The 22,942-nt window shown below is 73.0% G+C and carries 18 protein-coding genes and 1 pseudogene; 13 read left to right on the forward strand and 6 right to left on the reverse strand.

The annotated features are described in order from the left end of the window. Nucleotides 1–14: 14 nt before the first annotated feature. A complete protein-coding gene (locus IE257_RS09730) occupies nucleotides 15–2,468 on the reverse strand; it encodes a penicillin acylase family protein (RefSeq protein ID WP_308278173.1) in 2,454 nt (817 codons plus the stop codon). A gap of 157 nt (nucleotides 2,469–2,625) precedes the next feature. Here IE257_RS09730 and IE257_RS09735 point away from each other — a divergent pair, with 157 nt between their 5' ends. Then, a complete protein-coding gene (locus IE257_RS09735) occupies nucleotides 2,626–4,158 on the forward strand; it encodes a fatty acyl-CoA synthetase (protein WP_245385035.1) in 1,533 nt (510 codons plus the stop codon). A 59-nt stretch (nucleotides 4,159–4,217) separates the two neighbouring features. Here IE257_RS09735 and IE257_RS09740 read toward each other — a convergent pair whose 3' ends face one another. Further along, on the reverse strand, nucleotides 4,218–5,063 hold the full coding sequence (locus tag IE257_RS09740; RefSeq protein WP_189966804.1) for a YhjD/YihY/BrkB family envelope integrity protein: 846 nt from the start codon (nucleotides 5,061–5,063) through the stop codon (nucleotides 4,218–4,220). 90 nt (nucleotides 5,064–5,153) lie between these two features. Continuing rightward, complete coding sequence (gene paaK / locus IE257_RS09745; protein ID WP_189966806.1) at nucleotides 5,154–6,455, reverse strand: phenylacetate--CoA ligase PaaK; 1,302 nt, start codon at nucleotides 6,453–6,455, stop codon at nucleotides 5,154–5,156. 209 nt (nucleotides 6,456–6,664) lie between these two features. Between paaK and IE257_RS09750 the strand changes: the two genes are divergently transcribed. Continuing rightward, complete coding sequence (locus tag IE257_RS09750) at nucleotides 6,665–7,150, forward strand: hypothetical protein (protein WP_229920233.1); 486 nt, start codon at nucleotides 6,665–6,667, stop codon at nucleotides 7,148–7,150. A 42-nt stretch (nucleotides 7,151–7,192) separates the two neighbouring features. Here the strand turns inward: IE257_RS09750 and IE257_RS09755 are convergent, their stop codons facing one another. Beyond that, nucleotides 7,193–8,821, reverse strand: a complete 1,629-nt coding sequence (locus IE257_RS09755) for an acyl-CoA synthetase (RefSeq protein WP_189966808.1) — start codon at nucleotides 8,819–8,821, stop codon at nucleotides 7,193–7,195. Between the two features lie 166 nt (nucleotides 8,822–8,987). Between IE257_RS09755 and IE257_RS09760 the strand changes: the two genes are divergently transcribed. The 11 genes and pseudogenes from IE257_RS09760 to IE257_RS09810 all read left to right on the forward strand — a co-directional run bounded on the left by IE257_RS09760 (nucleotide 8,988) and on the right by IE257_RS09810 (nucleotide 19,593). Further along, entirely contained in the window at nucleotides 8,988–9,788 is an 801-nt protein-coding gene (locus IE257_RS09760; protein WP_189966810.1) for a crotonase/enoyl-CoA hydratase family protein, read from the forward strand. A gap of 252 nt (nucleotides 9,789–10,040) precedes the next feature. Continuing rightward, on the forward strand, nucleotides 10,041–11,000 hold the full coding sequence (locus IE257_RS09765; protein ID WP_189966812.1) for a Zn-ribbon domain-containing OB-fold protein: 960 nt from the start codon (nucleotides 10,041–10,043) through the stop codon (nucleotides 10,998–11,000). Further along, nucleotides 11,000–12,058, forward strand: a complete 1,059-nt coding sequence (locus IE257_RS09770; RefSeq protein WP_189966814.1) for a thiolase family protein — start codon at nucleotides 11,000–11,002, stop codon at nucleotides 12,056–12,058. Before IE257_RS09765 ends, IE257_RS09770 begins: the two co-directional genes overlap by 1 nt. After that, on the forward strand, nucleotides 12,055–13,221 hold the full coding sequence (locus IE257_RS09775) for a thiolase family protein (protein ID WP_052873334.1): 1,167 nt from the start codon (nucleotides 12,055–12,057) through the stop codon (nucleotides 13,219–13,221). Before IE257_RS09770 ends, IE257_RS09775 begins: the two co-directional genes overlap by 4 nt. Before the next feature lie 145 nt (nucleotides 13,222–13,366). Then, a complete protein-coding gene (locus IE257_RS09780) occupies nucleotides 13,367–13,594 on the forward strand; it encodes a DUF397 domain-containing protein (protein ID WP_245385090.1) in 228 nt (75 codons plus the stop codon). Between the two features lie 309 nt (nucleotides 13,595–13,903). Continuing rightward, a complete protein-coding gene (locus IE257_RS09785; RefSeq protein ID WP_189966818.1) occupies nucleotides 13,904–14,362 on the forward strand; it encodes a hypothetical protein in 459 nt (152 codons plus the stop codon). 93 nt (nucleotides 14,363–14,455) lie between these two features. Next, nucleotides 14,456–14,764 (forward strand): hypothetical protein, encoded by a 309-nt coding sequence (locus IE257_RS09790; protein ID WP_189966820.1) that lies wholly within the window; start codon nucleotides 14,456–14,458, stop codon nucleotides 14,762–14,764. Between the two features lie 64 nt (nucleotides 14,765–14,828). After that, complete coding sequence (locus tag IE257_RS09795; protein WP_189966822.1) at nucleotides 14,829–15,236, forward strand: ACT domain-containing protein; 408 nt, start codon at nucleotides 14,829–14,831, stop codon at nucleotides 15,234–15,236. A 136-nt stretch (nucleotides 15,237–15,372) separates the two neighbouring features. Next, a complete protein-coding gene (locus IE257_RS09800) occupies nucleotides 15,373–18,207 on the forward strand; it encodes an ATP-binding protein (RefSeq protein WP_229920234.1) in 2,835 nt (944 codons plus the stop codon). A gap of 34 nt (nucleotides 18,208–18,241) precedes the next feature. Next, nucleotides 18,242–18,961: pseudogene (locus IE257_RS09805) on the forward strand (maleylpyruvate isomerase family mycothiol-dependent enzyme); the annotation flags it as partial. A gap of 131 nt (nucleotides 18,962–19,092) precedes the next feature. Beyond that, nucleotides 19,093–19,593 (forward strand): hypothetical protein, encoded by a 501-nt coding sequence (locus IE257_RS09810; protein ID WP_030384415.1) that lies wholly within the window; start codon nucleotides 19,093–19,095, stop codon nucleotides 19,591–19,593. 28 nt (nucleotides 19,594–19,621) lie between these two features. On the opposite strand, the gene kstD is transcribed toward IE257_RS09810, so the two are convergent. Together kstD and IE257_RS09820 are read right to left on the reverse strand one after the other, a co-directional pair. Next, nucleotides 19,622–21,415 (reverse strand): 3-oxosteroid 1-dehydrogenase, encoded by a 1,794-nt coding sequence (kstD, locus tag IE257_RS09815; RefSeq protein ID WP_189966826.1) that lies wholly within the window; start codon nucleotides 21,413–21,415, stop codon nucleotides 19,622–19,624. Nucleotides 21,416–21,657: 242 nt separating this feature from the next. Beyond that, nucleotides 21,658–22,782: an aminoglycoside phosphotransferase family protein gene (locus IE257_RS09820; protein WP_189966828.1), complete on the reverse strand. Its 1,125-nt coding sequence runs from the start codon at nucleotides 22,780–22,782 to the stop codon at nucleotides 21,658–21,660. Nucleotides 22,783–22,942: the final 160 nt, after the last annotated feature.

Genomic DNA, 22,942 nt, shown 5'->3' on the forward strand with positions numbered 1-22,942 from the left:
ACGCGGGGAAGTGATCACCGCCGTTCGCGCACCGGCACCACCTTCAACTTCGGCGAGGTGAGGATGTCCCGCTCGCAGAAGCGTGCCGTGACCCAGCGCTCCTCGGAGTACAGCCGGGTCTGGTCGGCGTAGTACGGCGAGAGCGGGTTCGAGGACTGGCTGTACGTCAGCAGGGTGCGCGCCACCGGACAGCGGCCGCCGTCCCAGCCGACCGCCTGGATGTGGCTGGATCCGTGCACGACCTCCGGGTAACCGCCTGCCGCCGCGTTCCAGGGCGCCTCGATCTTGTTCCAGACGCCGAGTGCCTCGGTGCCGCCGCCCACCGGCAGCTTGCGGCCGCCCCTGGCCACGAACTGGTGCTCACCCAGCGGGGCGTCCAGCGCGATGCCGGCCGCCTTCAGCTCCGCCACCGCGTCCGCGAGCGCCCGCCCGATGCCGGGCGCCGCCGGGTTGAGCGTACGGGGGGTGCGTACGGGATCGGCCGCCGAGAACGGCACCAGCCACAGGTCCCTGGCCGGGGTCGACGCCGTCAGCCTGCGCCAGAACCGGTCGAAGAGCAGCGCGCCGCGGCTGGCGCTGTCCGTCGTGCGGTCCCAGCCCGCCAGCACCCCGCAGGCCGCCGAGACGTCCACCGCACCGCCGTCGCTCGCCGTCGCCGTGCCGCCGGGCAGGGCGGCACAGACCTTCGCCGCGTCCGCGGCAGCCAGATCACCGGCCGGAGCCCGGTTCGCGAACTGCTGCTTCTGCAGGTCCGCCACGGTCAGCCGGCCCTTCGCGGCCATCGCGGACACGTCCTCGACCGCGCCACGGGTCCGCAGCGAGCGCGGGGTGGCGACCGTGCCCCAGATCCGCTCGTAGCCGGTCAGCGGCCGGTCGGCATTGGCCAGCCAGGCGCTGTCGTTGGAGTTCTCGGCGTACGGGGCGCCCTGCAGAGCCGGTGCCTTCCCCGGGCCGAAGACCCCCGGCTGCACCGCGTCCGGATCCGAGCCGATCGCGCAGTCGCCGCGCGAACCGTCCAGCACCGCCAGTCCCGAGGCCGGGTAGGTGGCCCGGCCCAGCGGCGTGGAGCAGCGGCCCGCCAGCTCGTCGGTGATGCGGGGGAGCACCTGGGTCTGGGTGAAGAGGGTGCCGCCGGCGGAGTCGGCGGCCACGGTGTTCACCCACGGCAGGCCCTGGGTGCGCTTCAGCGCCTCCTGGATCCCGGCCACCGAACGCGCCCTGCCCATCGCGAGGGCGGTGTCCGAGCCGCGCAGATTCGCCGCGTTCGGGTCGTTCAGCGCGTACGCCGTCTGCGCGGTCCAGGGCAGGGGCAGGCCCGCGCCGAGGTCGGAGACCACCGGCCCGAAGCGGGTCCACCACTGGGTGCGGGTGACCGGGTCGCCGCCCGCCACCGGGACGGTGACGGTCCGCCGGGTCATCCTCTCCGGCTTGCCGTCGACCAGGTAGGCGGTCGGATCGGCCGGGTCCAGGACGAGCTGGTGCAGGTTGAGCGGGGTGCCGGTGGCCACCGTGTGGCTCCAGGCCACCTTCTCGTTGAAGCCGATGTTGACCACGGCGGTGCCGAGGAGGGAGGCGCCCGAGACGTTCAGCTCGCCCGGGATGGTCTGCTGGAACTGCCAGAAACGGCGTCCGCCCTGCCACGGGTAGTGCGGATTGCCGAGCAGCAGGCCGCGGCCGCTCGCCGTGGTGGAGCCGGCGAAGGCCACCGCGTTGGAGCCCATGTCGTACCGGCCGGTGTCGAAGAACTCGCGCGCGGCCTCGGCGGCGGTCGCCGGATCGGCGCCCTCGGGGACGGCGGTAGCGCTCTCCGCGCCGGGCGCACCCGCCGCGCCCGGGGGCCGGGCGGCCGTGATGCCGTCGACGCCGCGGCCCTGGCCGCCGAGGACGGAGACCGCGAACCCGCGGGCGGCCACATCGGCCGTGGTGACCGGGCGGACCCAGCCGGCGCCCTTGCACGCCGGATCGGTGACCGTGTTCTGGGCCAGCCAGGCGTTGTACCCGGCGGCCCAGCCGCGCATCAGTTCCTTGAGGTCCTTGGTCGGCCCGGCCGGGGCGGGGGTCGCCAGCAGCTTCTCCACCGTGCCGGATTCCCGAACCCCCTTGAAGTAGAGGTCGCTGGAGAGGTTCTTCGTGGCAGAGGAGAGCGAGAAGTCGGGCGCCGCGTCGGCGCCGAACCAGCGCGAACGCTCACCGGCGACGGTCAGGAACCCGTCCGCGAGGACACAGACCTGGTCGGCGGCCTGGGCCCAGCCGGTGCCGAAGCCGAGCTGCGCGTAGTCGCGGGCGAGGATGTGCGGGATGCCGTTCTCGGTGTACCGGATGACGGCGGACAGTCCGCCGCCGCCGACCGGTATCCGGTCGTCGGCCGCAGCCGCAGCCGCGGCCTGCGGCATCGCGGCCGTCGCAGCGAGCAGAGCGGCGCCGGCGAGGGCGGCGCGGCGGAGTATCGGACGAGTGCTGAGGTGCAACAGTCCTCCCAAGTGACCTGTGGGTGGGCGTGGTTGCCCGTTGGACAGGCGGTGCGTCCGTGCCCTCACACTCATGCAGGCGGTCCGATGATCTGTCAACATTCCGTTTGGTATCCGGTTATTGACCTTGGGCATGCGGGAGGACGAGGATCGCGCCATGACGGCAGACCGGGCGGTGCGGGCAGTGCGAGCGGTGCGGGACAACACGGTCGACGGACTGGTGCACGACAGCGCGCGGCGGGTGCCCGACCGCCCCGCCGTCCGCTACCGCGAGCGGACCTGGACGTACGCGGAGCTCGACGCGGCCGTCAGCACCGGCGCCGCCGTGCTGGGCGAGAGGTACGGGCTGGCCGTCGGGGACCGGGTCGCCACCTTCGCCCACAACAGCGACGCCTACCTCATCGCCTACCTCGCCTGCGCCCGGGCCGGGCTCACCCACGTCCCGGTCAATCAGAACCTCACCGGCGAGGACCTCGCGTACATCCTGGACAACTCCGCGAGCGCCCTGGTCCTCGCCGACCCGGACCTGGCCGGGCGGATCCCCGACCGGTACCGCGTACGGGCCCTGCGCGACGCCCCGGGCTCCTTCCTGGCGGAGCTGGCCGAGCCACTGCCCTTTGAGGCCGGCCGGGACCCGGGCGCGCTGGCGCAGCTCCTCTACACCTCGGGGACCACCGCCCTGCCCAAGGGCGCGATGATGACCCATCGGGCGCTCGTGCACGAGTACGAGAGCGCGATCGAGGCCCTGGACCTGGACGGGGGCGACCGGCCCGTGCACTCGCTGCCGCTGTACCACTCGGCGCAGATGCACGTCTTCCTGCTGCCGTACCTGGCGGTGGGAGCGCGGAACACCATCGTGGACGCGCCGGTCGCGGAGCGGATCTTCGACCTCGTCGAGGCCGGGGAGGCCAACAGCGTCTTCGCCCCGCCGACGGTGTGGATCGGCCTGGCCAATCACCCGGAGTTCGCGACGCGTGAGCTGGACGGGCTGCGGAAGGCGTACTACGGGGCCTCGATCATGCCGGTGCCGGTCCTGGAAAGGCTGCGCGAACGGCTGCCGGGGCTCGGCTTCTACAACTGCTTCGGCCAGAGCGAGATCGGCCCGCTCGCCACGGTGCTGGGGCCGCTGGAGCACGAGGGGCGGATGGACTCCTGCGGGCGGCCGGTGCGCCACGTCGAGGCGAAGGTCGTCGACGAGGACGGCAAGGACGTGCCGGACGGAACGGCGGGCGAGGTGGTCTACCGCTCGCCGCAGCTCTGCCTGGGGTACTGGGACGACCCGGTGGCCACCGAGAAGGCCTTCCGGGACGGCTGGTTCCGCTCGGGGGACCTGGCGGTGCGCGATGCGCAGGGGTACTTCACGGTCGTGGACCGGGTGAAGGACGTCATCAACTCGGGTGGGGTGCTGGTGGCCTCACGGCAGGTGGAGGACGTGCTGTACACCCACCCGGGCGTGGCCGAGGCAGCAGTGGTGGGGCTGCCCGACGAGCGCTGGATCGAGGCGGTCACGGCGGTGGTGGTACCGCGCGGGGAGGTGACGGAGGCGGAGCTGATGGTCCATGCGCGGGAGAAGCTCGCCCACTTCAAGGCCCCGAAGCGGGTGCTCTTCGTGGACTCCCTCCCGCGCAACGCCAGTGGCAAGATCCTCAAGCGGGAACTCCGCGACCGCTTCGCGCCGCCCGGCCGCTGAGTTCCGGCGCCGCCGTCCGGCCGGGGAGCCGCCGGCCGGTGGCGTGCCTCGCCGGCCGGTCACGGGTGGTGGGCGGCGGGGTCCTCGGGAGGGTAGACCCCACTGAGCCGAAGCCGCCGCAGGGTGAGGTGCTCGTGCACGAGCCGGCCGACGAGCGCGCCGCCGTAGACCACGAAGCCGACGCCGACCAGCCAGGACTGGACGACGAGCAGGGTGCCGAAGGGGCCGTAGATCACCGCGTTGGACGCGATGAGCGGGGAGAACACCAGCTGCGAGAAGATCCGCAGCCCCAGCAGCCCGAGGCTGGTCGCCACGGCTCCCGGTACCAGGGCACGCCAGCGGACCCGGCCGCCGAGCAGCAGGCGCTGCGAGCCGACGAAGAACAGGCAGGTGCCGACGAGGTCGCCCAGCGCGCCGAGGACCGTGCCGATGGCGCTGTGCGAGGGCGTGGGGATCCCCACGAGCAGGCCGAGGTAGCAGACCAGCAGGGCGAGCCAGACGACGTGCCGCCACATGGTGTGCCAGCGCATCGTCGGCAGGTCCCAGACCTTCTCGTACCCGGTCTGGACGGCCGACCCGAAGGTCAGGCCGAACACCGCGAGGGCGGCCAGACCGAAGGCGGTGGTCCGCTCCAGCGCCAGGTCCGCCGCACCGAACAGCATCTCGACCCGGACCCGCGAGGCCTCCGTCACCCCGAGGGCCTGGCCCAGCCACCGGCCGAAGCCCGAGCCGCTCCCGGGCGCTGCTGCCGCGACCACCACCAGCAGCGGCACCAGGGTGAGGAACCCGAGGGCCGCGAAGCCCATCGCCCGGTGCATGAGCTCCATCTCCCGGCCACGGCTCCAGGCCAGCCCCGCCTGGGAGCCCTGGAGCCGGTCGTGGAGCTGCCGAAGGGTGGAGATCACACCCCATGCCCTACCCGCGAGCGCCGATACGCTCCCGGCAGCCACCCCGAAATAGGCCCGAAGGGGTGGTTTCGGCCGCCCGGACAGGGCCTACCCGGTGCCGCGGAGGTCGACCAGTCTCTTGATCTTCCCCACCGAGCGCTCCAGCGTCTCGGGGTCGACCACCTCGACCCGGACGGAGACCCCGATCCCCTCCTTGACGGCGCGGACCACGGCGGCGGCCGCGGCCTGCCGCCGGCCGGCGTCGGCCTCCCGGCGCGCCTCCACCCGTACCGTCAGGGAGTCCATCCGCCCCTCCCGGGTCAGCCGCAGCTGGAAGTGGGGCGCCAGGCCGGGCGTCCGCAGCAGGATCTCCTCGATCTGGGTCGGATACATGTTCACCCCACGCAGGATGATCATGTCGTCGCTGCGGCCCGTGATCTTCTCCATCCGGCGGAAGGCCGGCCGGGCCGTACCGGGCAGCAGCCGCGTCAGATCCCGCGTGCGGTAGCGGATGACGGGCATGGCCTCCTTGGTGAGGGAGGTGAACACCAGCTCGCCGGGCTCGCCGTCCGGGAGCACCGCGCCGGTCAGCGGATCGACCACCTCGGGATAGAAGTGGTCCTCCCAGATGTGCAGGCCGTCCTTGGTCTCGGCGAACTCCTGCGCCACCCCCGGCCCGATGACCTCGGACAGGCCGTAAATGTCCACCGCGTCGATGTCGAGCCGCTCCTCGATCTCCCGGCGCATCTCCTCGGTCCACGGCTCCGCGCCGAAGATCCCCGTCCGCAGCGAGGTGGCGCGCGGGTCGATGCCCTGGCGCTCCATCTCGTCCAGCAGGGTCAGCATGTAGGAGGGGGTCACCATGATGACCTCCGGCCGGAAGTCCTCGATGAGCCGGACCTGGCGGTCCGTCATCCCGCCCGAGGCGGGCACGACCGTACAGCCCAGGCGCTCGGCGCCGTAGTGCGCGCCCAGGCCGCCCGTGAACAGCCCGTACCCGTAGGCGATGTGGATGATCTGGCCGGGACGTCCGCCCGCCGCGCGTATCGACCGGGCGACGACATCCGCCCACGTGGCGAGGTCCCCGTCGGTGTACCCGACGACGGTCGGTCGCCCGGTGGTGCCGCTGGAGGCGTGGATGCGGCGCACCTGCGAGCGCGGCACGGCGAACATCCCGAAGGGGTACTGGTCGCGCAGGTCGGCCTTGGTGGTCAGGGGGAACAGGGAGAGGTCGGCGAGCGACCGGCAGTCGTCGGGATGCACCCCCGCCTTGTCGAAGGCCTGCCGGTAGAAGGGCACCTTCTCGTAGGCGCGGTGCAGGGTGGCGCGCAGCCGGGTGAGCTGGAGGGCCGCCAGCTCGTCACGGCCCAGCCGCTCGCCCTCGTCGTGGAGATCCGTGTACGCCGCCATTGCCGTCACCTCACCATGAGAACCGACCGATCATTCGGTAGATTGCCAGGAATCGGCAGGTGAAAGCAATGACTCGAACGAGTGATCGCCCTTTGTGTCGGCCGGTGGATCGTCAAGATCAGCGGGATGGCAGACTGCCGGCCGTACCGCGAACCGGGAGGACCGACATCATCGTGCGACGGAGACGGGCGCGCACAGCCCTGGCGTCCTTGGCCCTGACCGCATTGACGGCTACGACGGCGACCGCCTGCGCGTTTCCCTTGCAGGACCTCGGCCCGCTGCCCCCGCGGTTCTCGGGTCCCCCGCTGCCTGCCGACACGGTGGTGGCGGAGGTGACATCGGTTCTGGCGGCAGAGGGCATCACCGTGGAGAGGGAGCCCTCCGGGGTTCTGGGCAAGTGCTGGGAACGCCTCTCGGGACGTCATGCGCCGGAGACGGTGGAAGCCGCCCTGAAGGCGGCCGTCGCGCGGGCCCGTTCCGAGCACGGCTGGCAGACCGGCCCCGATACGGGCTTTGAGCGGCTGACCCTGACGAAGGGCAACTGGACGGTCAGTGCGGGCTTCGCAGCTGACGTGCCACCGGGTGGGCAGGCGCCGGTCATCGTGTCGCTGACGTGCGTGGACGGCGGCGACACCACCACCGCCCCCACGGCGCCCTCTGCCCCGACCGCGGTACCCGCGCCGGCGTCGACCTGAGCGAGCGCCGGGGCACGCGAACATCGCCCGGACGGAGCCCGGCTAAGCCGTGTCCGCCTCCGTCGCCACCGCCTTCGCCCAGCGGTAGTCCGCCTTGCCGCTCGGGGAGCGCTGGATCTCGGGCGCGATCACCAGCTGGCGCGGGATCTTGTACCCCGCGAGCCTGGTGCGGCAGTGGCTCTGGATCTGGTCCAGGGACGGCGCCGGGGCGCCCTCCCGGACCTGCACCACCGCGGCCACGTGGCTGCCCCAGGTCGGGTCCGCGACTCCCGCGACCAGGGCGTCGTACACGTCGGGGTGGGACTTCAGCGCCTGCTCCACCTCTTCCGGGTACACCTTCTCGCCGCCCGTGTTGATGCACTGCGAGCCGCGTCCGAGCACCGTGACGATGCCCTGCTCGTCCACGGTCGCCATGTCGCCGAGGAGCACCCAGCGCTCCGTGCCCTTCTGGAAGAAGGTCTCGGCGGTCTTCGCCGCGTCGTTGTAGTAGCCGAGCGGTACGTGCCCGCGCTGGGCGAGGCGTCCCGGTACTCCCACCCCCACCGGCTCGTGCGTCACCGGATCCACCACCTGCGTACGGTCGTTGACCTCCAGCCGGAAGCCCTTCTCCGGGCCGGAGTCGTCCGTGGCGCGCCCGTTGGACCCGGACTCGGACGATCCGAAGTTGTTCAGGAGCAGCACGTTCGGCACCAGCCGCTGGAACTCCGCGCGCACCGTCTCCGACATGATCGCCCCGGATGAGGAGACGCTGAACAGCGAAGACAGGTCCGCGCCCTTGAGCGGCCCGTTCAGGGCGTCGATCAGCGGCCGCAGCATCGCGTCGCCGACCAGCGACACGCTGGAGACCTTCTCCTTCTCGATGGTGCGGAGTACCTCCTCGGGCGCGTACTTGCGGTGGATGACCACCCGCTGGCCGTAGTTGAAGGCGATGAACGAGGTGAGTGTCGACGTGCCGTGCATCAGCGGCGGGGCCGGGAAGAAGGTGAGCCCGGCGCCGCGCGCCCGGACCCGCTCGGCCAGCTCCTCCGGCCGCTTCACCGGCTCGCCCGACGGTTCGCCGCCGAAGAGCCCGGCGAAGAAGAGGTCCTCGGCCCGCCACATCACGCCCTTGGGCATGCCCGTCGTGCCACCGGTGTAGATGATGAACAGGTCGTCGGGGCTGCGCAGCGGGAACCCGCGGTCGGGTGAGCCGGCCGCCTCGGCCTCCGCGTACGGGACCGGCGCGATCGCCGGCTCCGGGGCGCCCTCGGGGGCCCGGCCGACCCGGATCAGGTGCCGGAGCCCCGTCGTCTGCGGCAGCGCGGCCGCGACCCGTTCGGTGAACTCGCCCTCGAAGACCAGGGCGGCGAGATCGGCGTCGTTGTAGAGGTAGACCAGCTCCTCCTCCACATAACGGTAGTTGACGTTCACCGGGACCAGTCGGGCTTTCAGGCAGGCCAATACGGTCTGCAGGTACTCGATCCCGTTGTAGAGGTGGAGGCCCAGGTGCTCTCCGGCCTTCAGCCCGCTGTCCAGCAGGTGGTGCGCAATCCGGTTCGCCGCCGTGTCGAGCTCCGCGTACGTCAGGCGGCGCTCGGCGCCGGTCCCGGGGTGGTCCACGTACACCAGGGCCTCGCGGTCCGGGACCACGTCCACGACCGACTCGAACAGGTCGGCAAGGTTGTACTCCACCGTTCCTCCTGACCCCGTGACTGGTCTGCTCCGGCGGTCATTAGAGCGTCGGAGACGGCAACTGGGAAGGGCACCGCTCAAGAAATCTGACTGGGTGTCAGAAAACTATTGAACTGCACCCTCCCCTACTGCAACCTGTTCTAGGTCTTGAGACGGGAGGACGGCAATGGGTGGGACAGAACACCTGACCGTGGATCGGCACGGCGCCACGCTGGTGCTCACCATGAACAGGCCCGAGGCGAAGAACGCGCTCTCGCTGCCGCTGCTGGTGGGGCTGTACGACGGCTGGCTGGAGGCGGACGCCGACGACGGGATCCGTTCCATCGTCCTGACCGGCGCCGGCGGGGACTTCTGCGCCGGAATGGACCTCAAGGCCCTGGCCGGCAAGGGAATGGGGGGCGACCAGTACCGGGACCGCCTGAAGGCCGACCCCGACCTGCACTGGAAGGCGATGCTGCGCCACCACCGCCCGCGCAAGCCGGTCATCGCGGCGGTGGAGGGGTACTGCGTGGCGGGCGGTACGGAGATCCTCCAGGGCACGGACATCCGGGTCGCCGCCGAGGGCGCCACCTTCGGGCTGTTCGAGGTCAAGCGCGGGCTCTTCCCGATCGGCGGCTCCACGGTGCGGCTGCCGCGGCAGATCCCGCGGACGCACGCCCTGGAGATGCTGCTGACCGGACGTCCCTACTCCGCGGCGGAGGCCGAACGGATCGGGCTGGTCGGGCGGGTGGTGCCGGACGGTACGGCGCTGGCGGCCGCCCTGGAGGTCGCGGAGCGGATCAACGCGTGCGGGCCGCTGGCGGTGGAGGCCGTCAAGGCGTCGGTCTACGAGACCGCGGAGCTGACGGAGCGGGAGGGGCTGGCGTCGGAACTCCTGCGGGGGTGGCCGATCTTCGACACGGCCGATGCGAAGGAGGGGGCGCGGGCCTTCGCGGAGAAGCGGCCCGCGGTGTATCGGCGCGAGTAGTTCGGGCCGCGCGCCTGCCCGTGCCCGTGGCTGCGCCCGTGCCCGGGTGCGGCGCCGTTGCCGGGGGCGCCGCCCCCGGACCCCCGCGCCTCAAACGCCGGCGGGGCTGAGATGGCGCCTCAAACGCCGGTGGGGCTGAGATGGTGCCGGCCCGGCTGAAAGGGCGTCGGCGGGCTGAGCGAGCGTCGGCCGGGCCGGAAGGGCGCCGCCCGGGGCTGAAAACATCGGAATCGATCGCATCGGAGAATCGCCATGACAGCTGCCTCCCCACCGGAGGTGCTCCGCGCGCCCCTCGTCGTCGAGTTCCCCTTCACCCGGTCCCTCGGGCCCGTCCAGAGCGCCTTCCTCACCGGGCTGCGCGAGGGCGTCGTCCTCGGGGTGAAGACCTCCGACGGCAAGGTGATGGTCCCGCCCGTCGAGTACGACCCCGTCACCGCAGAGGAGATCCGCGAGCTCGTCGAGGTCGGCGCCACCGGCACCGTCACCACCTGGGCGTGGAACGACCGGCCCCGCCCCCAGCAGCCCCTGGACACCCCCTTCGCCTGGGTGCTGGTCAAGCTCGACGGAGCGGACACCGCCCTCCTGCACGCCCTCGACGCACCCGGCCCCGACGCCGTCCGCACCGGCATGCGCGTACGCGTCCGCTGGGCCGCCGAACGCACCGGCGCCATCACCGACATCGCCTGCTTCGAACCGTACGGGGGGCCCGGGGGCGGGGGGCCCGTGCCGCACGACGGGGGCTTCGCCGATGCCGTCACCGGCATCGTCGCCGAGGCCCGCCTCGACTACGTCTACAGCCCCGGCCGCGCCCAGACCGCGTACATCAACGCCCTCTCCGAGCGGCGGACCGTCGGCGAGCGCTGCCCCTCCTGCCACAAGGTGTACGTCCCGCCGCGCGGTGCCTGCCCCACCTGCGGGGTCGCCACCACCGACCAGGTCGAGGTCGGCCCGGCCGGCACGGTCACCACCTACTGCATCGTCAACATCAAGGCCAAGAACCTCGACATCGAAGTGCCCTACGTCTACGCCCACATCGCCCTCGACGGCGCCGGCCTCGCCCTCCACGGCCGGATCGGCGGCATCCCCTACGACCAGGTCCGCATGGGCCTGCGCGTCGAGCCCGTCTGGACCGAGGGCGGCCGCCACCCCGACCACTACCGCCCCACCGGCGAACCGGACGCGGACTACGACGCGTACAAGGAGCTCATCTGATGGCCCGATACGCCCGCGAGGTCGCCGTGGTCGCCTTCGCGCAGAGCGACCACCTGCGCCGCACCGACGAGCTCAGCGAGGTGGAGATGGTCATGCCCGTCCTCCACCGCGTGCTGGCCGCGACCGGCCTGAAGGCCGGCGAGATCGGCTTCACCTGTTCCGGCTCCAGCGACTACCTCGCCGGACGCGCCTTCTCCTTCACCATGACCCTCGACGGGGTCGGGGCCTGGCCGCCGATCTCCGAGTCGCACGTCGAGATGGACGGCGCCTGGGCCCTCTACGAGGCCTGGGTCAAGATCCAGACGGGCGAGGCGGACACCGCGCTGGTCTACTCGTACGGGAAGTCCTCGCCCGGTTCCGTGCGCGACGTCCTCACCCGCCAGCTCGACCCGTACTACGTCGCTCCGCTCTGGCCCGACTCGGTGGCCCTGGCCGCCCTCCAGGCCCAGGCCCTGATCGACGCGGGCGAGACCGACGAGAGCGCCCTGGCCGCCGTCGGCGCGCGCAGCCGGGCCGACGCCGAGGCCAACCCGCACGCCCAGCTCCGCGGCCCCGTCCCGCAGGGCGACTACCAGGTCCGGCCGCTGCGCACCGGGGACTGCCCGCCCGTCGGCGACGGCGCCGCCGCCGTCGTCCTGGCCGCGGGCGACCTCGCGCGGCAGCTGTGCGAACGCCCCGCCTGGATCACCGGCATCGACCACCGCATCGAGGCCCACAGCCTGGGTCTGCGCGACCTCACCGACTCCCCGTCCACCCGGCTCGCCGCCGAACGCGCGGGGGTCTTCGAGGCTCCGGTGGACACGGCCGAACTGCACGCGCCCTTCTCCTCCCAGGAGGTCGTGCTCCGCAAGGCGCTCGGGATCACCGACGGCGTGGCCGTCAACCCCTCCGGGGGAGCGCTCGCCGCCAACCCGATGATGGCCGCCGGTCTGATCCGCATCGGCGAGGCGGCCGCCCGGATCCACCGCGGCGCATCACAACGGGCCGTCGCCCACGCCACGTCCGGCCCCTGCCTCCAGCAGAACCTGGTCGCTGTCCTGGAAGGGGACCCGAGGTGAGCAAAGAGCCCGTGGCCGTAGTCGGAATCGGCCAGACCAAGCACGTGGCGGCCCGCCACGACGTGTCCATCGCCGGACTGGTCCGCGAGGCGGCCGCACGCGCCCTCGCGGACGCCGAGCTGACCTGGGCGGACATCGACGCGGTCGTCATCGGCAAGGCCCCCGACTTCTTCGAGGGGGTGATGATGCCCGAGCTGTACCTGGCGGACGCCCTCGGCGCCGTCGGCAAGCCGATGCTGCGCGTGCACACGGCCGGTTCGGTCGGCGGGTCGACCGCCCTGGTCGCCTCCAACCTGGTGGCCGCCCGCGTCCACCGCACCGTCCTCACCCTCGCCTTCGAGAAGCAGTCCGAATCCAATGCCATGTGGGGCCTGTCGCTCCCCGTCCCGTTCCAGCAGCCGCTGCTCGCGGGCGCCGGCGGATTCTTCGCCCCGCACGTGCGCGCCTACATGCGGCGTACCGGTGCACCGGACACGGTGGGCTCGCTGGTGGCGTACAAGGACCGCCGCAACGCGCTGAAGAACCCGTACGCGCACCTGCACGAACACGACCTCACCCTGGAGAAGGTCCAGGCGTCGCCGATGCTGTGGGACCCGATCCGCTACTCGGAGACCTGCCCCTCCTCGGACGGCGCGTGCGCGATGATCCTCACCGACCGGGCGGGCGCCGCCCGTTCGCCGAAGCCGGCGGCCTGGGTGCACGGCGGGGCGATGCGCAGCGAGCCCACCCTCTTCGCGGGCAAGGACTTCGTCTCCCCGCAGGCCGGCAAGGACTGCGCGGCCGACGTGTACCGCCAGGCCGGCATCACCGACCCGCGCCGGGAGATCGACGCGGTGGAGATGTACGTGCCGTTCTCCTGGTACGAGCCGATGTGGCTGGAGAACCTCGGTTTCGCGGCGGAGGGCGAGGGCTGGAAGCTCACCGAGGCCGGGGTCACCGAACTCGACGGGGACCTCCCGGTCAACCCCTCGGGCGGTGTGCTGTCCACCAACCCGATCGGTGCCTCCGGCATGATCCGCTTCGCGGAGGCGGCCCTCCAGGTCCGCGGTCAGGCCGGCGAACATCAAGTTCCGGGCGCCCGCCGGGCGATGGGGCACGCGTACGGCGGCGGCTCGCAGTTCTTCGCGATGTGGCTGGTGGGGGCACAGGAGCCGACCTCCTGAACAAGGGCCCGGCCGACGACGGAGGGGCCGGCCGGGGAGCCGGACCGGCCACGGGTGACGCACCGTGGCCTGTCCGGCACCCGCTGCGGTGGTTAACCTTGCCCCCGGACGACGTACCGGGAGGAGCACGCACGTGGCCGAGAGCATGACTTCACAGCCCCTCGCTGGCTGGGGGAAGCCGGACCTCGATCTCACCGAGGCCGAGTGGCAGTCGAGCAGCCGGGGAGCGGGCGACGTCCAGATCGCCTTCGTCGAGGGTTTCATCGCGATGCGCAACAGCGAGCGCCCCGAGAGCCCTTCGCTGATCTTCTCGCCGGACGAGTGGCACAAGTTCGTACTGAACGCGCGGGGCGGTGAGTTCGACCTGACCTAGGCCGTCTCTTCCGGATCCTGCCGGGCCCGCGGCGCCCGGCACCGCACCTCGCTGCGTTGCCGGGCCCGCGCCAGTACGTCCGGTACAAGGACGACCCTCCGCCTTGCGATGTACGGCACCGGACGCCGCGGGCTCGGCCGACAGGAACCGAAAGAGACGGCCCAGGGATCCACGGGTATCCCGCACCGGGCGCACCACCGGCGCACCACCGGGCGCGGAGCCGCCGCCCCGGTGGGCCGCCGAATCCCGTTGCGCCCCAGGGGGCGCCCCGGCAGGATGGGTCCGTGACGATCAACCGCCGAAAGGGCGATGCCGCGTAGACGGCCCGGCGCGCTGCGCGCCGCACGAGGAACCCACGCCGGTCGGCGGCCACCCGCCTGGGCGCGCGAACTGCCGCCCGTGGACCGGCTGTCGACCTCCGTGAGCGCCGAGGTCCAGTGGACGGCCCCCGGCCGCCACCACCCGCTCGGGGATCTGTTGCGGCGCTACCGCGCCTTCCTGCGGAGCCCCGGCTCCGGCCTGCGGCCGACCCGCGCCGTCTGCCCGGCCCCGCTGTGCGCGCTCGACGACGTCGCCGTGGTCCGGGACGAGCTCGCCGACGCGTACCGGGCCCTGCCGCCCGAGGCCCGGTACGCACTGGGCCGCGTACTGCGGCTCCTCGACGCGGAGTTTCGCAGGCGGACCGTGTTCGACCGGGACGCCGCCACCACGGACCGGTCGGGGAGCCCGCGCCCGTGGTGGCACCGGCGGCTCTACGCGTACGAGTGACACCTGCCGGAGTTCCGGTTCGACGCCGCGCGGTACGAGGCCGAGGTCCGCCGGGCGGATCTGGACCGAGCCTGGGAGTGGCAGGCCCGGACGGTGGCGGGGCTGCTGGCGGAGCGGCTCCGGGCGGACGCGGACCGGTCGCGGCGGTGGGAGTGCGAGCCGGCCGCGGTGTGGACCGGCCGGAACGAACCGGAGCGCCTGCAACTGGTCCTGATCCACCCGGATCTGCGTGCCGACCGGGACGGTCGGCCGTGGCTGCAGCTCGGGGTGACCCTGGACGTCGGCGACGGGGACCCGGCGGCGGTGGCGGACCGCCTCGCGGCGCACCTGGCGTCCGGTGACCGACAGGAGCTCGCCGAGGTAGGGGGCCGCTCCGTGCACTACTCCGAGGACTACCCATGAACCGGAGCCCCGACCCCCACGGCCGCGGACCGGGAACAGCCGGGGCGATCGGTAGGGTGGCCGTATGAGTGGAGAGCATGACCTGCGGAAACTCCTGAGCGGGATGCGGCCCGAGCTGAATGAGGGCCGGTACGTCTTCTGTACCGTCGCCGGCAGCACCGTCCCCGCCGGGACCGCCCCCGTCGCCACCGTCCTGGAGGCCGAGGGCCTCACCCTGGTGCTGCGCCAGGAGGACGCCGACGCGGCCGGGCTCGCCTACGACTGCACCGCCGGCTGGATCACCCTGCGGATCCACTCCGCGCTCGATGCCGTCGGGCTCACCGCCGCCTTCGCCGCCGAGCTCGGCGCACACGGTCTGAGCTGCAACGTCATCGCCGGTTACCACCACGACCACCTCTTCGTGGACGCCGACCGGGCCGCCGAGGCCGTGGCCGTCCTGCAAGGCCTCGCCACCCGCTCCGCACAGGACTGACAACCCCCGGAAAAGAAGATCGGATTCTTTTCCGCAGTGGCATCCCTTGCGCCATGCGCCGGGCGTACGCTGAACCCCCGAACAGGCCTGGGGGGTACCAGCCATGACGGACCGCCGGACCCGCACACGGCGCACAATGGTCGAACGCGATGCCGAACTCGCCATCGTCGACGAGGCCCTGGACGAGCTCACCGGTCCCGCGCCGGACGCGGGCGGCGCGCTGCTCGCCTTCTCCGGCCCCGCGGGCCTCGGCAAGACCACCCTGCTCGCCGAACTGCGCCGCCGCGCCCACGCACGCAACTGCACCGTCCTCGCCGCCCGGGGCGGCGAACAGGAGCAGAGCCAGCCCTTCCACGTCGCCCGCCAGCTCATCCAGCCGCAGCTCGCCGGCACCTCCGAGCAGGAGCTGCGCGCCGCCCTCGGGGGCTGGTACTCCATCGTCGGCCCGGCCCTCGGACTCTGCGCCCCCGAACAAGGGGTCCCGCCCGACCCCCAGGGCCTGCGCGACGGACTCGATTGGGTCCTCACCCACCTCGTCGTCAAGCGCGCCCCCGTCGCCCTCGTCCTCGACGACGCCCACTGGGCCGACCCCGAGTCCCTCGGCTGGCTCGCCGCCTTCGCCCCGCGCGCCGAACACCTCCCGCTGCTCCTCGTCGTCGCCTACCGACCCGACGAACTGCCCGAGCACGCGGACGCCTTCCGCACGCTGCCCGGCCGGGCGGGACAGCGCCCGCTGCCGCTGGCACCGCTCACCCCGGCCGCCGTCGCCACCCTGGTCCGCGAAGCCGTCGGCGCCCACGCCGACGACGCCTTCTGCCAGGAGGCCTGGGCCGTCACCACCGGTAACCCCTTCGAAGCCGTCGAACTCACCGCCAAGGTCCGCGGCAAGGGCCTGACGCCGGTCGAGGCGAACGCCCCCCAACTGCGCGACCTGGCCGCCGCCCAGCGCGGCAGCGGCCTCGTCGCCCGCCTCGAACGGCTCGGTCCCTCCACCGTCCGTTTCGCCTGGGCCTGCGCCGTCCTCGGCACCGCCATCCCGCAGGGACTCGCCGCCCGGGTGGCCGCCCTCGGCGCCGAGGAGGCCGTGGACGCCACCCGCCGGCTGCGCGACGCCCGCATCCTGTCGGCCGCCACCGCCGAGGAACCCGACGCCGAAGCCGGGCTGGAGTTCGTCCACCCGCTCATCGCCACCGCCATCTACCGCGCCATCCCCGACGCGCTCCGCGTCGCCCTGCACGGCAAGGCGGCGGCGGCCGTCGTCGATGCCGGACTCGGCTCCTCCGCGGCCGCCCGGCACCTGCTGGAGACCCACCCCGAGAGCGACCCCTGGGTGGTGCGCACCCTGCGCGAGGCCGCCGGCGAGAACCTCCGGGCCGGCGCCCCCGAGGCCGCCCGCCGCCAGCTCTCCCGCGCCCTGCTGGAACCCCCGGACTTCGACGAACGCGCCGCAGTCCTCTACGAACTGGGCTGCGCCTCCCTGCTCACCGAGCCCGCCAACACCGTCAACCACCTGCGGGCCGCGCTCGCCGAGCCCTCCGACGACCCGGCCCTGCGCCAGGGCATCGTCATCCGGCTCGCCCAGGTCCTCGCGCACAGCGACCGGCTCGCCGAGGCCTCGGAATCGCTCGCGCGGGAGATCCCGTACACCCAGGACGTACGCGCCCGACTGCGCCTGCAGTCCGAGCAGTTCATGTGGGACGCCTTCAACGCCGCCGAGACCGACTCCCCGGCCCGCTCCCGGCGGCTCGCCCGCCTCGCCGACCGGCTGACCGGGCGCGACCTCACCGAGCGGTACATCATCGGGCTGCGCGCCTGGGACGCCTGCCTGCGCGGAGAGCCCGTCGACCTGGTGCTGCACCACGCCGGACGGGTCCTGGAGCAGCCTTTCAGCTGGGCCCACGAGGACCGCGGCTTCGAGGTCCCGGTCCTGGCCGCGATGGTCCACATGTACGCCGACCGGCCCGGACGTGCCGAGGAGCTGTTCGAAGCGGGCACCGCCGAGTTCGAGCGGCACGGCTGGCGCGGGGCGCACCTCTCCTTCGCCTACAGCCTGCGGGCCTACGTCCGCTACCGGCGCGGGCGGCTCGTGGAGGCCGAGGAACTGGCGCGGGCCGGGCTGCGGCTCGCCGAGCGCGTGGGCCGCCGCACCCCCGTGCACTGGTACGCCATAGCCATCCTCCTCACGACCCTGCTCGCACGGGGCCGGCCCGAGGAGGCCTGGGAACTGGCCCGGGAGCACGAGTACGGCGCCCCCTTCCCGGCGGCCGTGGTCTTCCCCGACTCCCAGACCGTGTACGCCGAACTGCTCCTGTCCCGGGGTGAGGCGCAGGCCGCGATCGTCGAACTGGAGGCGGTCGACCGGCGGCTGACCCCGCGCGGCATCCAGAATCCGGCCTGGTGCCCGTGGCAGCTGCACCTGGCCCGGGCGGTGGCCTCGGACGATCCGCAGCGGGCCCGCGCCCTGGCCGACGACGCCGTCCGGCGGGCCCGCGCCTTCGGCGCCGCCTCGGCCATCGGCCAGGCCCTGCGGGTGGCGGCGCAGGTGGCGGAACGCGAGGACCGGGCTCCGCTCCTCAGGGAGGCGGTCACCCTGCTCTCGGCCTCACCGGCGGGCTACGAACTGGCCCGCGCCCTGGCCGCGCTCGGCACCGAGCTGAGGGATCCCGACGTGCTGATGCAGGCCGTCGTGACGGCGCGGGAATGCGGTGCGGACGGGCTGGCCGCGCGGACGGCAGAGACCCTGCTGGGGCTCGGCGGCACGCTGCCGTGCGGGCTGGCCTGGGAGGACGGGCTCACGGAGGAGGAGATCCGGGCCGCCGACCTCGCCGTGCGGGCCGGGAAGGAGCCCGTCACGGAGACGGTGGTGCTGCCCTCGCCGGACTGGGCACTGTCGGCGGCCTGTCGCAAGCTGGGCACCGACCGGCCCGGGCTCAGGGACGCACTGGAGGCGTTCGCCCGTAGCTCAATGTGATCGAACCGGCCGCCCGCCGGGAAGGGTGGACCCCATGGATCACGTCGAGAGACTCGCCGCCTTCCGGACCGAGGCGACGGTGTTCGAGAAGGCGGTGCGCCGGGCGTTCGACCTCGACGAGCCGGTGCCGGCGGTCCCCGCGTGCCCCGGCTGGACGGTCACCGACCTCGTCACGCACCTGGGCGGAGTGCACCGCTACCTCGCGTACGTCCTGCGCGAGCGGCTCGCGGCCCCGCCCGACCCCGCCGGCCTCGCCCTCCCCGAGGTCCCGGACGACCCGGACGCACTGACCGACTGGTTCGCACAGGGCGCCCGCGAGCTGGCGGAGCTCTTCCACGAGCTGGGTCCGGACACTGAGCTCTGGACCTGGTCGGTGGAGCAGACCTCGGGATTCTGGCTGCGGATGCAGCTGATCGAGTTGGCCGTGCACCGCTGGGACGCCGAATCCGCGACCGGCACCCCCGGCCGCCTCGCCCCGGACGTCGCTGCGGACGCCGTGACCCAGACGATCGAGGTGATGGCCCCGGCCCGCCGCGGCTGGCGGCAGGCACCGCCGGGCGCGGGCGAGAGGTACCGCTTCCGGCGTACCGACGGTCCGGAAACGTGGACGGTCGTCCTCTCGGGTGACCGGGTCCTGCTGGAGACCGTTCCCACCGGCCCGGCCGACGTCGAGGCCGCGGGCAGCGCCTGCGACCTCGCCCTGTTCCTCTGGGGCCGCCTCCCGGCCACCGCCCTGCGCGTCACGGGCGACGCCGACCTGCTCCCGCACTGGTTCACCCTGGTCCCCCCCGGTCTGACGACCCGGGCCGGCGGGCCGGGCCCGGGCAGCTCCCCGGATGAGGGCCCCCGGGCCGGAAAACTCGCGCGGCCACGTACCATGGCGGCATGTCCTTCCTCCGCCGCCACCGCGCCGCCACACCCGCCGGCCCGGACTTCGACGTCCTGGCCATGGACCCGGGGGACTGGCCGGGCAATCTCGGGGCCGGGCTGCTGCCCGCGCCCGACGGCAGCTGCCAGGGTGTCTTCCTCCGCTACGACCTGTTCGGCGGACGCGGCCCCGCGATGATCATCGGAAACCTCCCCGAGGGCTCCCCGGCCCGGGACCTCACCGACAGCCAGATCCCCTTCGAGGTGGCCCAGCTCCTCGACGCTCTGGAGAACGACGAGGACGTCGAGGTCACCGGCGTCGAGGACTGCCCCGTCATGCAGGGCGACAACCTCCTCATCGTCCGGAAGATCAAGTTGTCGGAGTCCCGCATCTCCTGCGTCCAGTTCGACCGCAGCGACAACGTGCTGGTCACCATCGCCAGCTGGGACCGCCCGATCACCGATGACCTCTACGCCCTCCTGAAGCCGCTCCCCGCCGAGCTCTTCCAGCAGGGCTGACCGTCCTCCGTAGCTCCGGGCGCGGGCGTCACGCGTCCGCGATGGCGTTCGCCGCCACGTAGCCGAACGTCATCGCGGGGCCGATCGTCGATCCGGCGCCCGCGTAGCTGTGGCCCATCACCGCCGCGCTCGCGTTGCCCGCCGCGTACAGGCCCGGGATCACCGAGCCGTCCGGGCGCAGGGCCCGGGCCCGGGCGTCCGTGACGATGCCGCCCTTCGTACCGAGATCGCCCGGCACGATCCTGAACGCGTAGAACGGCGGGACCCAGACGGGTGCCAGGCACGAGTTCGGGTGCACGTTCGGGTCCGTGTAGTAGTGGTCGTACGCCGTGTCGCCCCGGTGGAAGTCGGCGTCGTCGCCGCTCCACGCCTGCGCGTTGAACCGGCCCAGCGTCGCCCGCAGCGCGCCCGCCGGGACCCCGATCTGGCCGGCCAGCGCGTCCCAGGTCCACGCCTTCTTCGCCGCGCCCGACTGGTACCACGCGTCCGGGAAGGGCAGCGTCGGCAGGATGTCCTTGAACAGGTACTTGTTGCGGTAGTTCTGATCGACGATCAGCCACGCCGGGATGTGCGAGCCGACCGCACCCCGGTCCTTCTCGTACATCACGTGCACCACATCGCTGTACGGCGCCGCCTCGTTGACGAACCGCGCACCGTTCGCGTTCACGATCAGCCCGCCCGGCAGGGTCCGTTCGGCCAGGCAGAAGTACGGCTCCCCGGGCAGCGGGATCGACGGCCCCCACCACGCGTCGTCCATCAGCGCCAGTGCGGCCCCGGCCCGCTGACCGGCCCGGATCCCGTCGCCGGTGTTCTCCTTCGCCCCCACCGACCACTGGGTGCCGATCGGCTGCTGCTGATACTGCGCCCGCATCTGCGCATGGTGCTCGAAACCGCCCGAGCCGATGACCACCCCGCGACGGGCCCGTACGGTGCCCCGTACGCCCTGCTTCTCCACCACCACGCCGGTGACCGCGCCGCCCTCCTGGACCAGGTCCACCAGGGGGCTGTTCAGCCACACCGGAACGCCGGCCCGCTGGAGTCCGGCGCGCAGCCCGGCGGCCAGGGCCTGGCCCATCGTCAGCGGCTTCTCGCCGCGCAGCGCCGCCTTCGTGCCGCGCGCCAGGCACTCGGTCGACACGGCGAGCCCCTTGGCGCTCACCGCCGCCAGGTTCAGCCACTTGTAATCTTGGCTGAAGACCACCATCCCGGCCGGGACCGGCAGGTACGCGGGGTTCAGCCGGGCCAGTTCGGCGCCCAGGATGTTCCCGTCGATCTGGTCCGGCTCGATGGAACGGCCGTTCGGCAGCCCGCCCGGCAGGTTGGGGTAGTAGTCGCTGTACCCCTCCATGAAGCGGAACCGCAGCGGGCTGCTGGCCATCACGAAGTCCAGCATCCGGGGCCCGTTGGCGAGGAACGCGGCCTGCCGGTCGGCCGGTACCTCGGGCCCGACCACGGCCGCGAGGTAGGTCGCCGCCTTCTGCGGGGTGTCCGGCACCCCCGCGCCCAGGATCACCGAGTTGTTGGGCAGCCAGATGCCGGCGCCCGAGCGTGCGGCCGATCCGCCGAAGGTCGGGGCCTTCTCGACCACGAGCACGCTCAGCCCCCGCTGGGCGGCGGTGAGGGCGGCGGTCATCCCGGCGGCCCCGGATCCGACCACGACGACGTCGTACTCGCCGAGCGGGGGACCGTCCTGGGCGCTGTCGGCCCGGGCCGCGGCGGGCGGCAGCACGGTGGCGCCGAGCACCCCGGCCCCGGTGCCGGCGAGGACCGTACGTCTGGACGGAAGGGCGGCGGGGGAGGTGCGTGAAGCGCTTGCGGACATGGGCAGGCTCCAGCGGAGTCGGGGAGGAGGGGAAGTGCCTCCAGCATTTCTGATGCTGAGTCAGAAAAGGTGTTCGGGGGATCATGTGATGTCAAGGCATCCGGCACCGCCGCCTCCGACGCGCCGGGGGCCGCACAGCCCCGCGCCCCGTGCCGCGCGCCCGTGTACGCGTCCCGCCCGGGCCCGGAACGGGCGAAGCCCCGTGGCGGTGGGGGCCACGGGGCTTCGCGTACGGGGGACGGTCAGCGCGTGCCGACCGCCGCGCGCACCGCTCGGCGCGCCATCCCTGCATCGTCGTGCAGGCGGCGGAGCAGCAGTCGCTGCTCCTCACCGGAGGACAGGGCGCCCACCGCCGGCGGCTGCGACGGGGCGGTCGCCAGCATCGAGCGCTGGACCGCCGTCTCGGACATCCGGATCTCCCGGGTCAGCACCAGCATCAGGTTGACCAGGAAGGCGTCCCGGGCGGCCGGACCCGCCGACTGCGCGAGCCGGCTGATCTGGGCACGGGCGGCCGGGGCGTCGCCCAGTACCGTCCACAGCGTGGCGAGGTCGTATCCCGGCAGGTACCAGCCCGCGTGCTCCCAGTCGAGCAGGACGGGACCGGCCGGCGACAGCAGCAGGTTCGACAGCAGGGCGTCCCCGTGGTTGAACTGCAGGGCCGTGCCCGACAGCTTCACACCGTGCAGCAGCTTCTGCAGGTCACCGAGGTCCCGGTCGGTCAGCAGCCCCAACTCGTAGTCGCGGGCGATCCGCCGCGCGTAGTTCATCGGGGTACCGAACAGCTCCGCCGGCGGCCGCCACTGGTTGACCCGGCACACCGCGCCCAGGGCCGCCCGGAGGTCCACCCGCGGCGGCGGCTCCACCGGGTGCCGCTGCAGCGCCGCGACCCGGCCCGCCATCCGCTCCACCACCAGCGTGCAGTTCTCGGGGTCGGCGGCGATCAGCCGCGGCACCCGGACCGGCGGGCGGTGCCGGACGAAGGCCCGGTATGCCGCTATTTCGTGCCGGTAGCGCTCACGCCATTCCGGCGAGTGGTCCAGTAATACCTTTGCGACAGCGGTCATCCGTCCGGTGGTACCCACCAGGAGGACGGAGCGGCCGCTGCGCCGGAGGACCTGCACCGGGGCGAACTCCGGACAGATCCGCTGCACCGACGCGAGCGCGGTGCGCAGCTGCGCCCCCTGCGGCCCCGAGAGATCGATTCTGCCGCTGACGGGCTGTGATCCGGTACCCGGCATCCGCCGCGCCCGGACGACGCCCTGCGCCGCAGCCGACGGGCGGCCGGGTTCCAGGTAGGGGCCGCCGCCCGCCGGAAGCGTGCGGTGCGGCCGGACCGGTGCGGACACGGAGGACGTTGCTGCGTACATGGTGATACGGATCCCTTCGTGCGCCGACGAGTTGCGTACGCCGCCCCGCCGGATCCCGTACTTCACCCTGGGGAGTTCCGCCGGTGAACCGGGTCGGGGAGGCGCATTCCTACCTGACACCCGGCGCAAGGTGGCGAACCATCGGGCGTGCCCTGGCGAA

Source organism: Streptomyces avidinii (genome assembly GCF_014650695.1).
In the GTDB taxonomy this organism is placed as follows: domain Bacteria; phylum Actinomycetota; class Actinomycetes; order Streptomycetales; family Streptomycetaceae; genus Streptomyces; species Streptomyces avidinii.

Coding starts and splice junctions, on each gene's coding strand:
- IE257_RS09735 (WP_245385035.1), top strand. CDS start 2,626: ATGACGGCAGACCGGGCGGTGCGGGCAGTGCGAGCGGTGCGGGACAAC.
- paaK (WP_189966806.1), bottom strand. CDS start 6,455: ATGGCGGCGTACACGGATCTCCACGACGAGGGCGAGCGGCTGGGCCGT.
- IE257_RS09760 (WP_189966810.1), top strand. CDS start 8,988: ATGGGTGGGACAGAACACCTGACCGTGGATCGGCACGGCGCCACGCTG.
- IE257_RS09765 (WP_189966812.1), top strand. CDS start 10,041: ATGACAGCTGCCTCCCCACCGGAGGTGCTCCGCGCGCCCCTCGTCGTC.
- IE257_RS09770 (WP_189966814.1), top strand. CDS start 11,000: ATGGCCCGATACGCCCGCGAGGTCGCCGTGGTCGCCTTCGCGCAGAGC.
- IE257_RS09780 (WP_245385090.1), top strand. CDS start 13,367: ATGACTTCACAGCCCCTCGCTGGCTGGGGGAAGCCGGACCTCGATCTC.
- IE257_RS09785 (WP_189966818.1), top strand. CDS start 13,904: ATGCCGCGTAGACGGCCCGGCGCGCTGCGCGCCGCACGAGGAACCCAC.
- IE257_RS09795 (WP_189966822.1), top strand. CDS start 14,829: ATGAGTGGAGAGCATGACCTGCGGAAACTCCTGAGCGGGATGCGGCCC.
- IE257_RS09800 (WP_229920234.1), top strand. CDS start 15,373: ATGGTCGAACGCGATGCCGAACTCGCCATCGTCGACGAGGCCCTGGAC.
- IE257_RS09810 (WP_030384415.1), top strand. CDS start 19,093: ATGTCCTTCCTCCGCCGCCACCGCGCCGCCACACCCGCCGGCCCGGAC.
- kstD (WP_189966826.1), bottom strand. CDS start 21,415: ATGTCCGCAAGCGCTTCACGCACCTCCCCCGCCGCCCTTCCGTCCAGA.
- IE257_RS09820 (WP_189966828.1), bottom strand. CDS start 22,782: ATGTACGCAGCAACGTCCTCCGTGTCCGCACCGGTCCGGCCGCACCGC.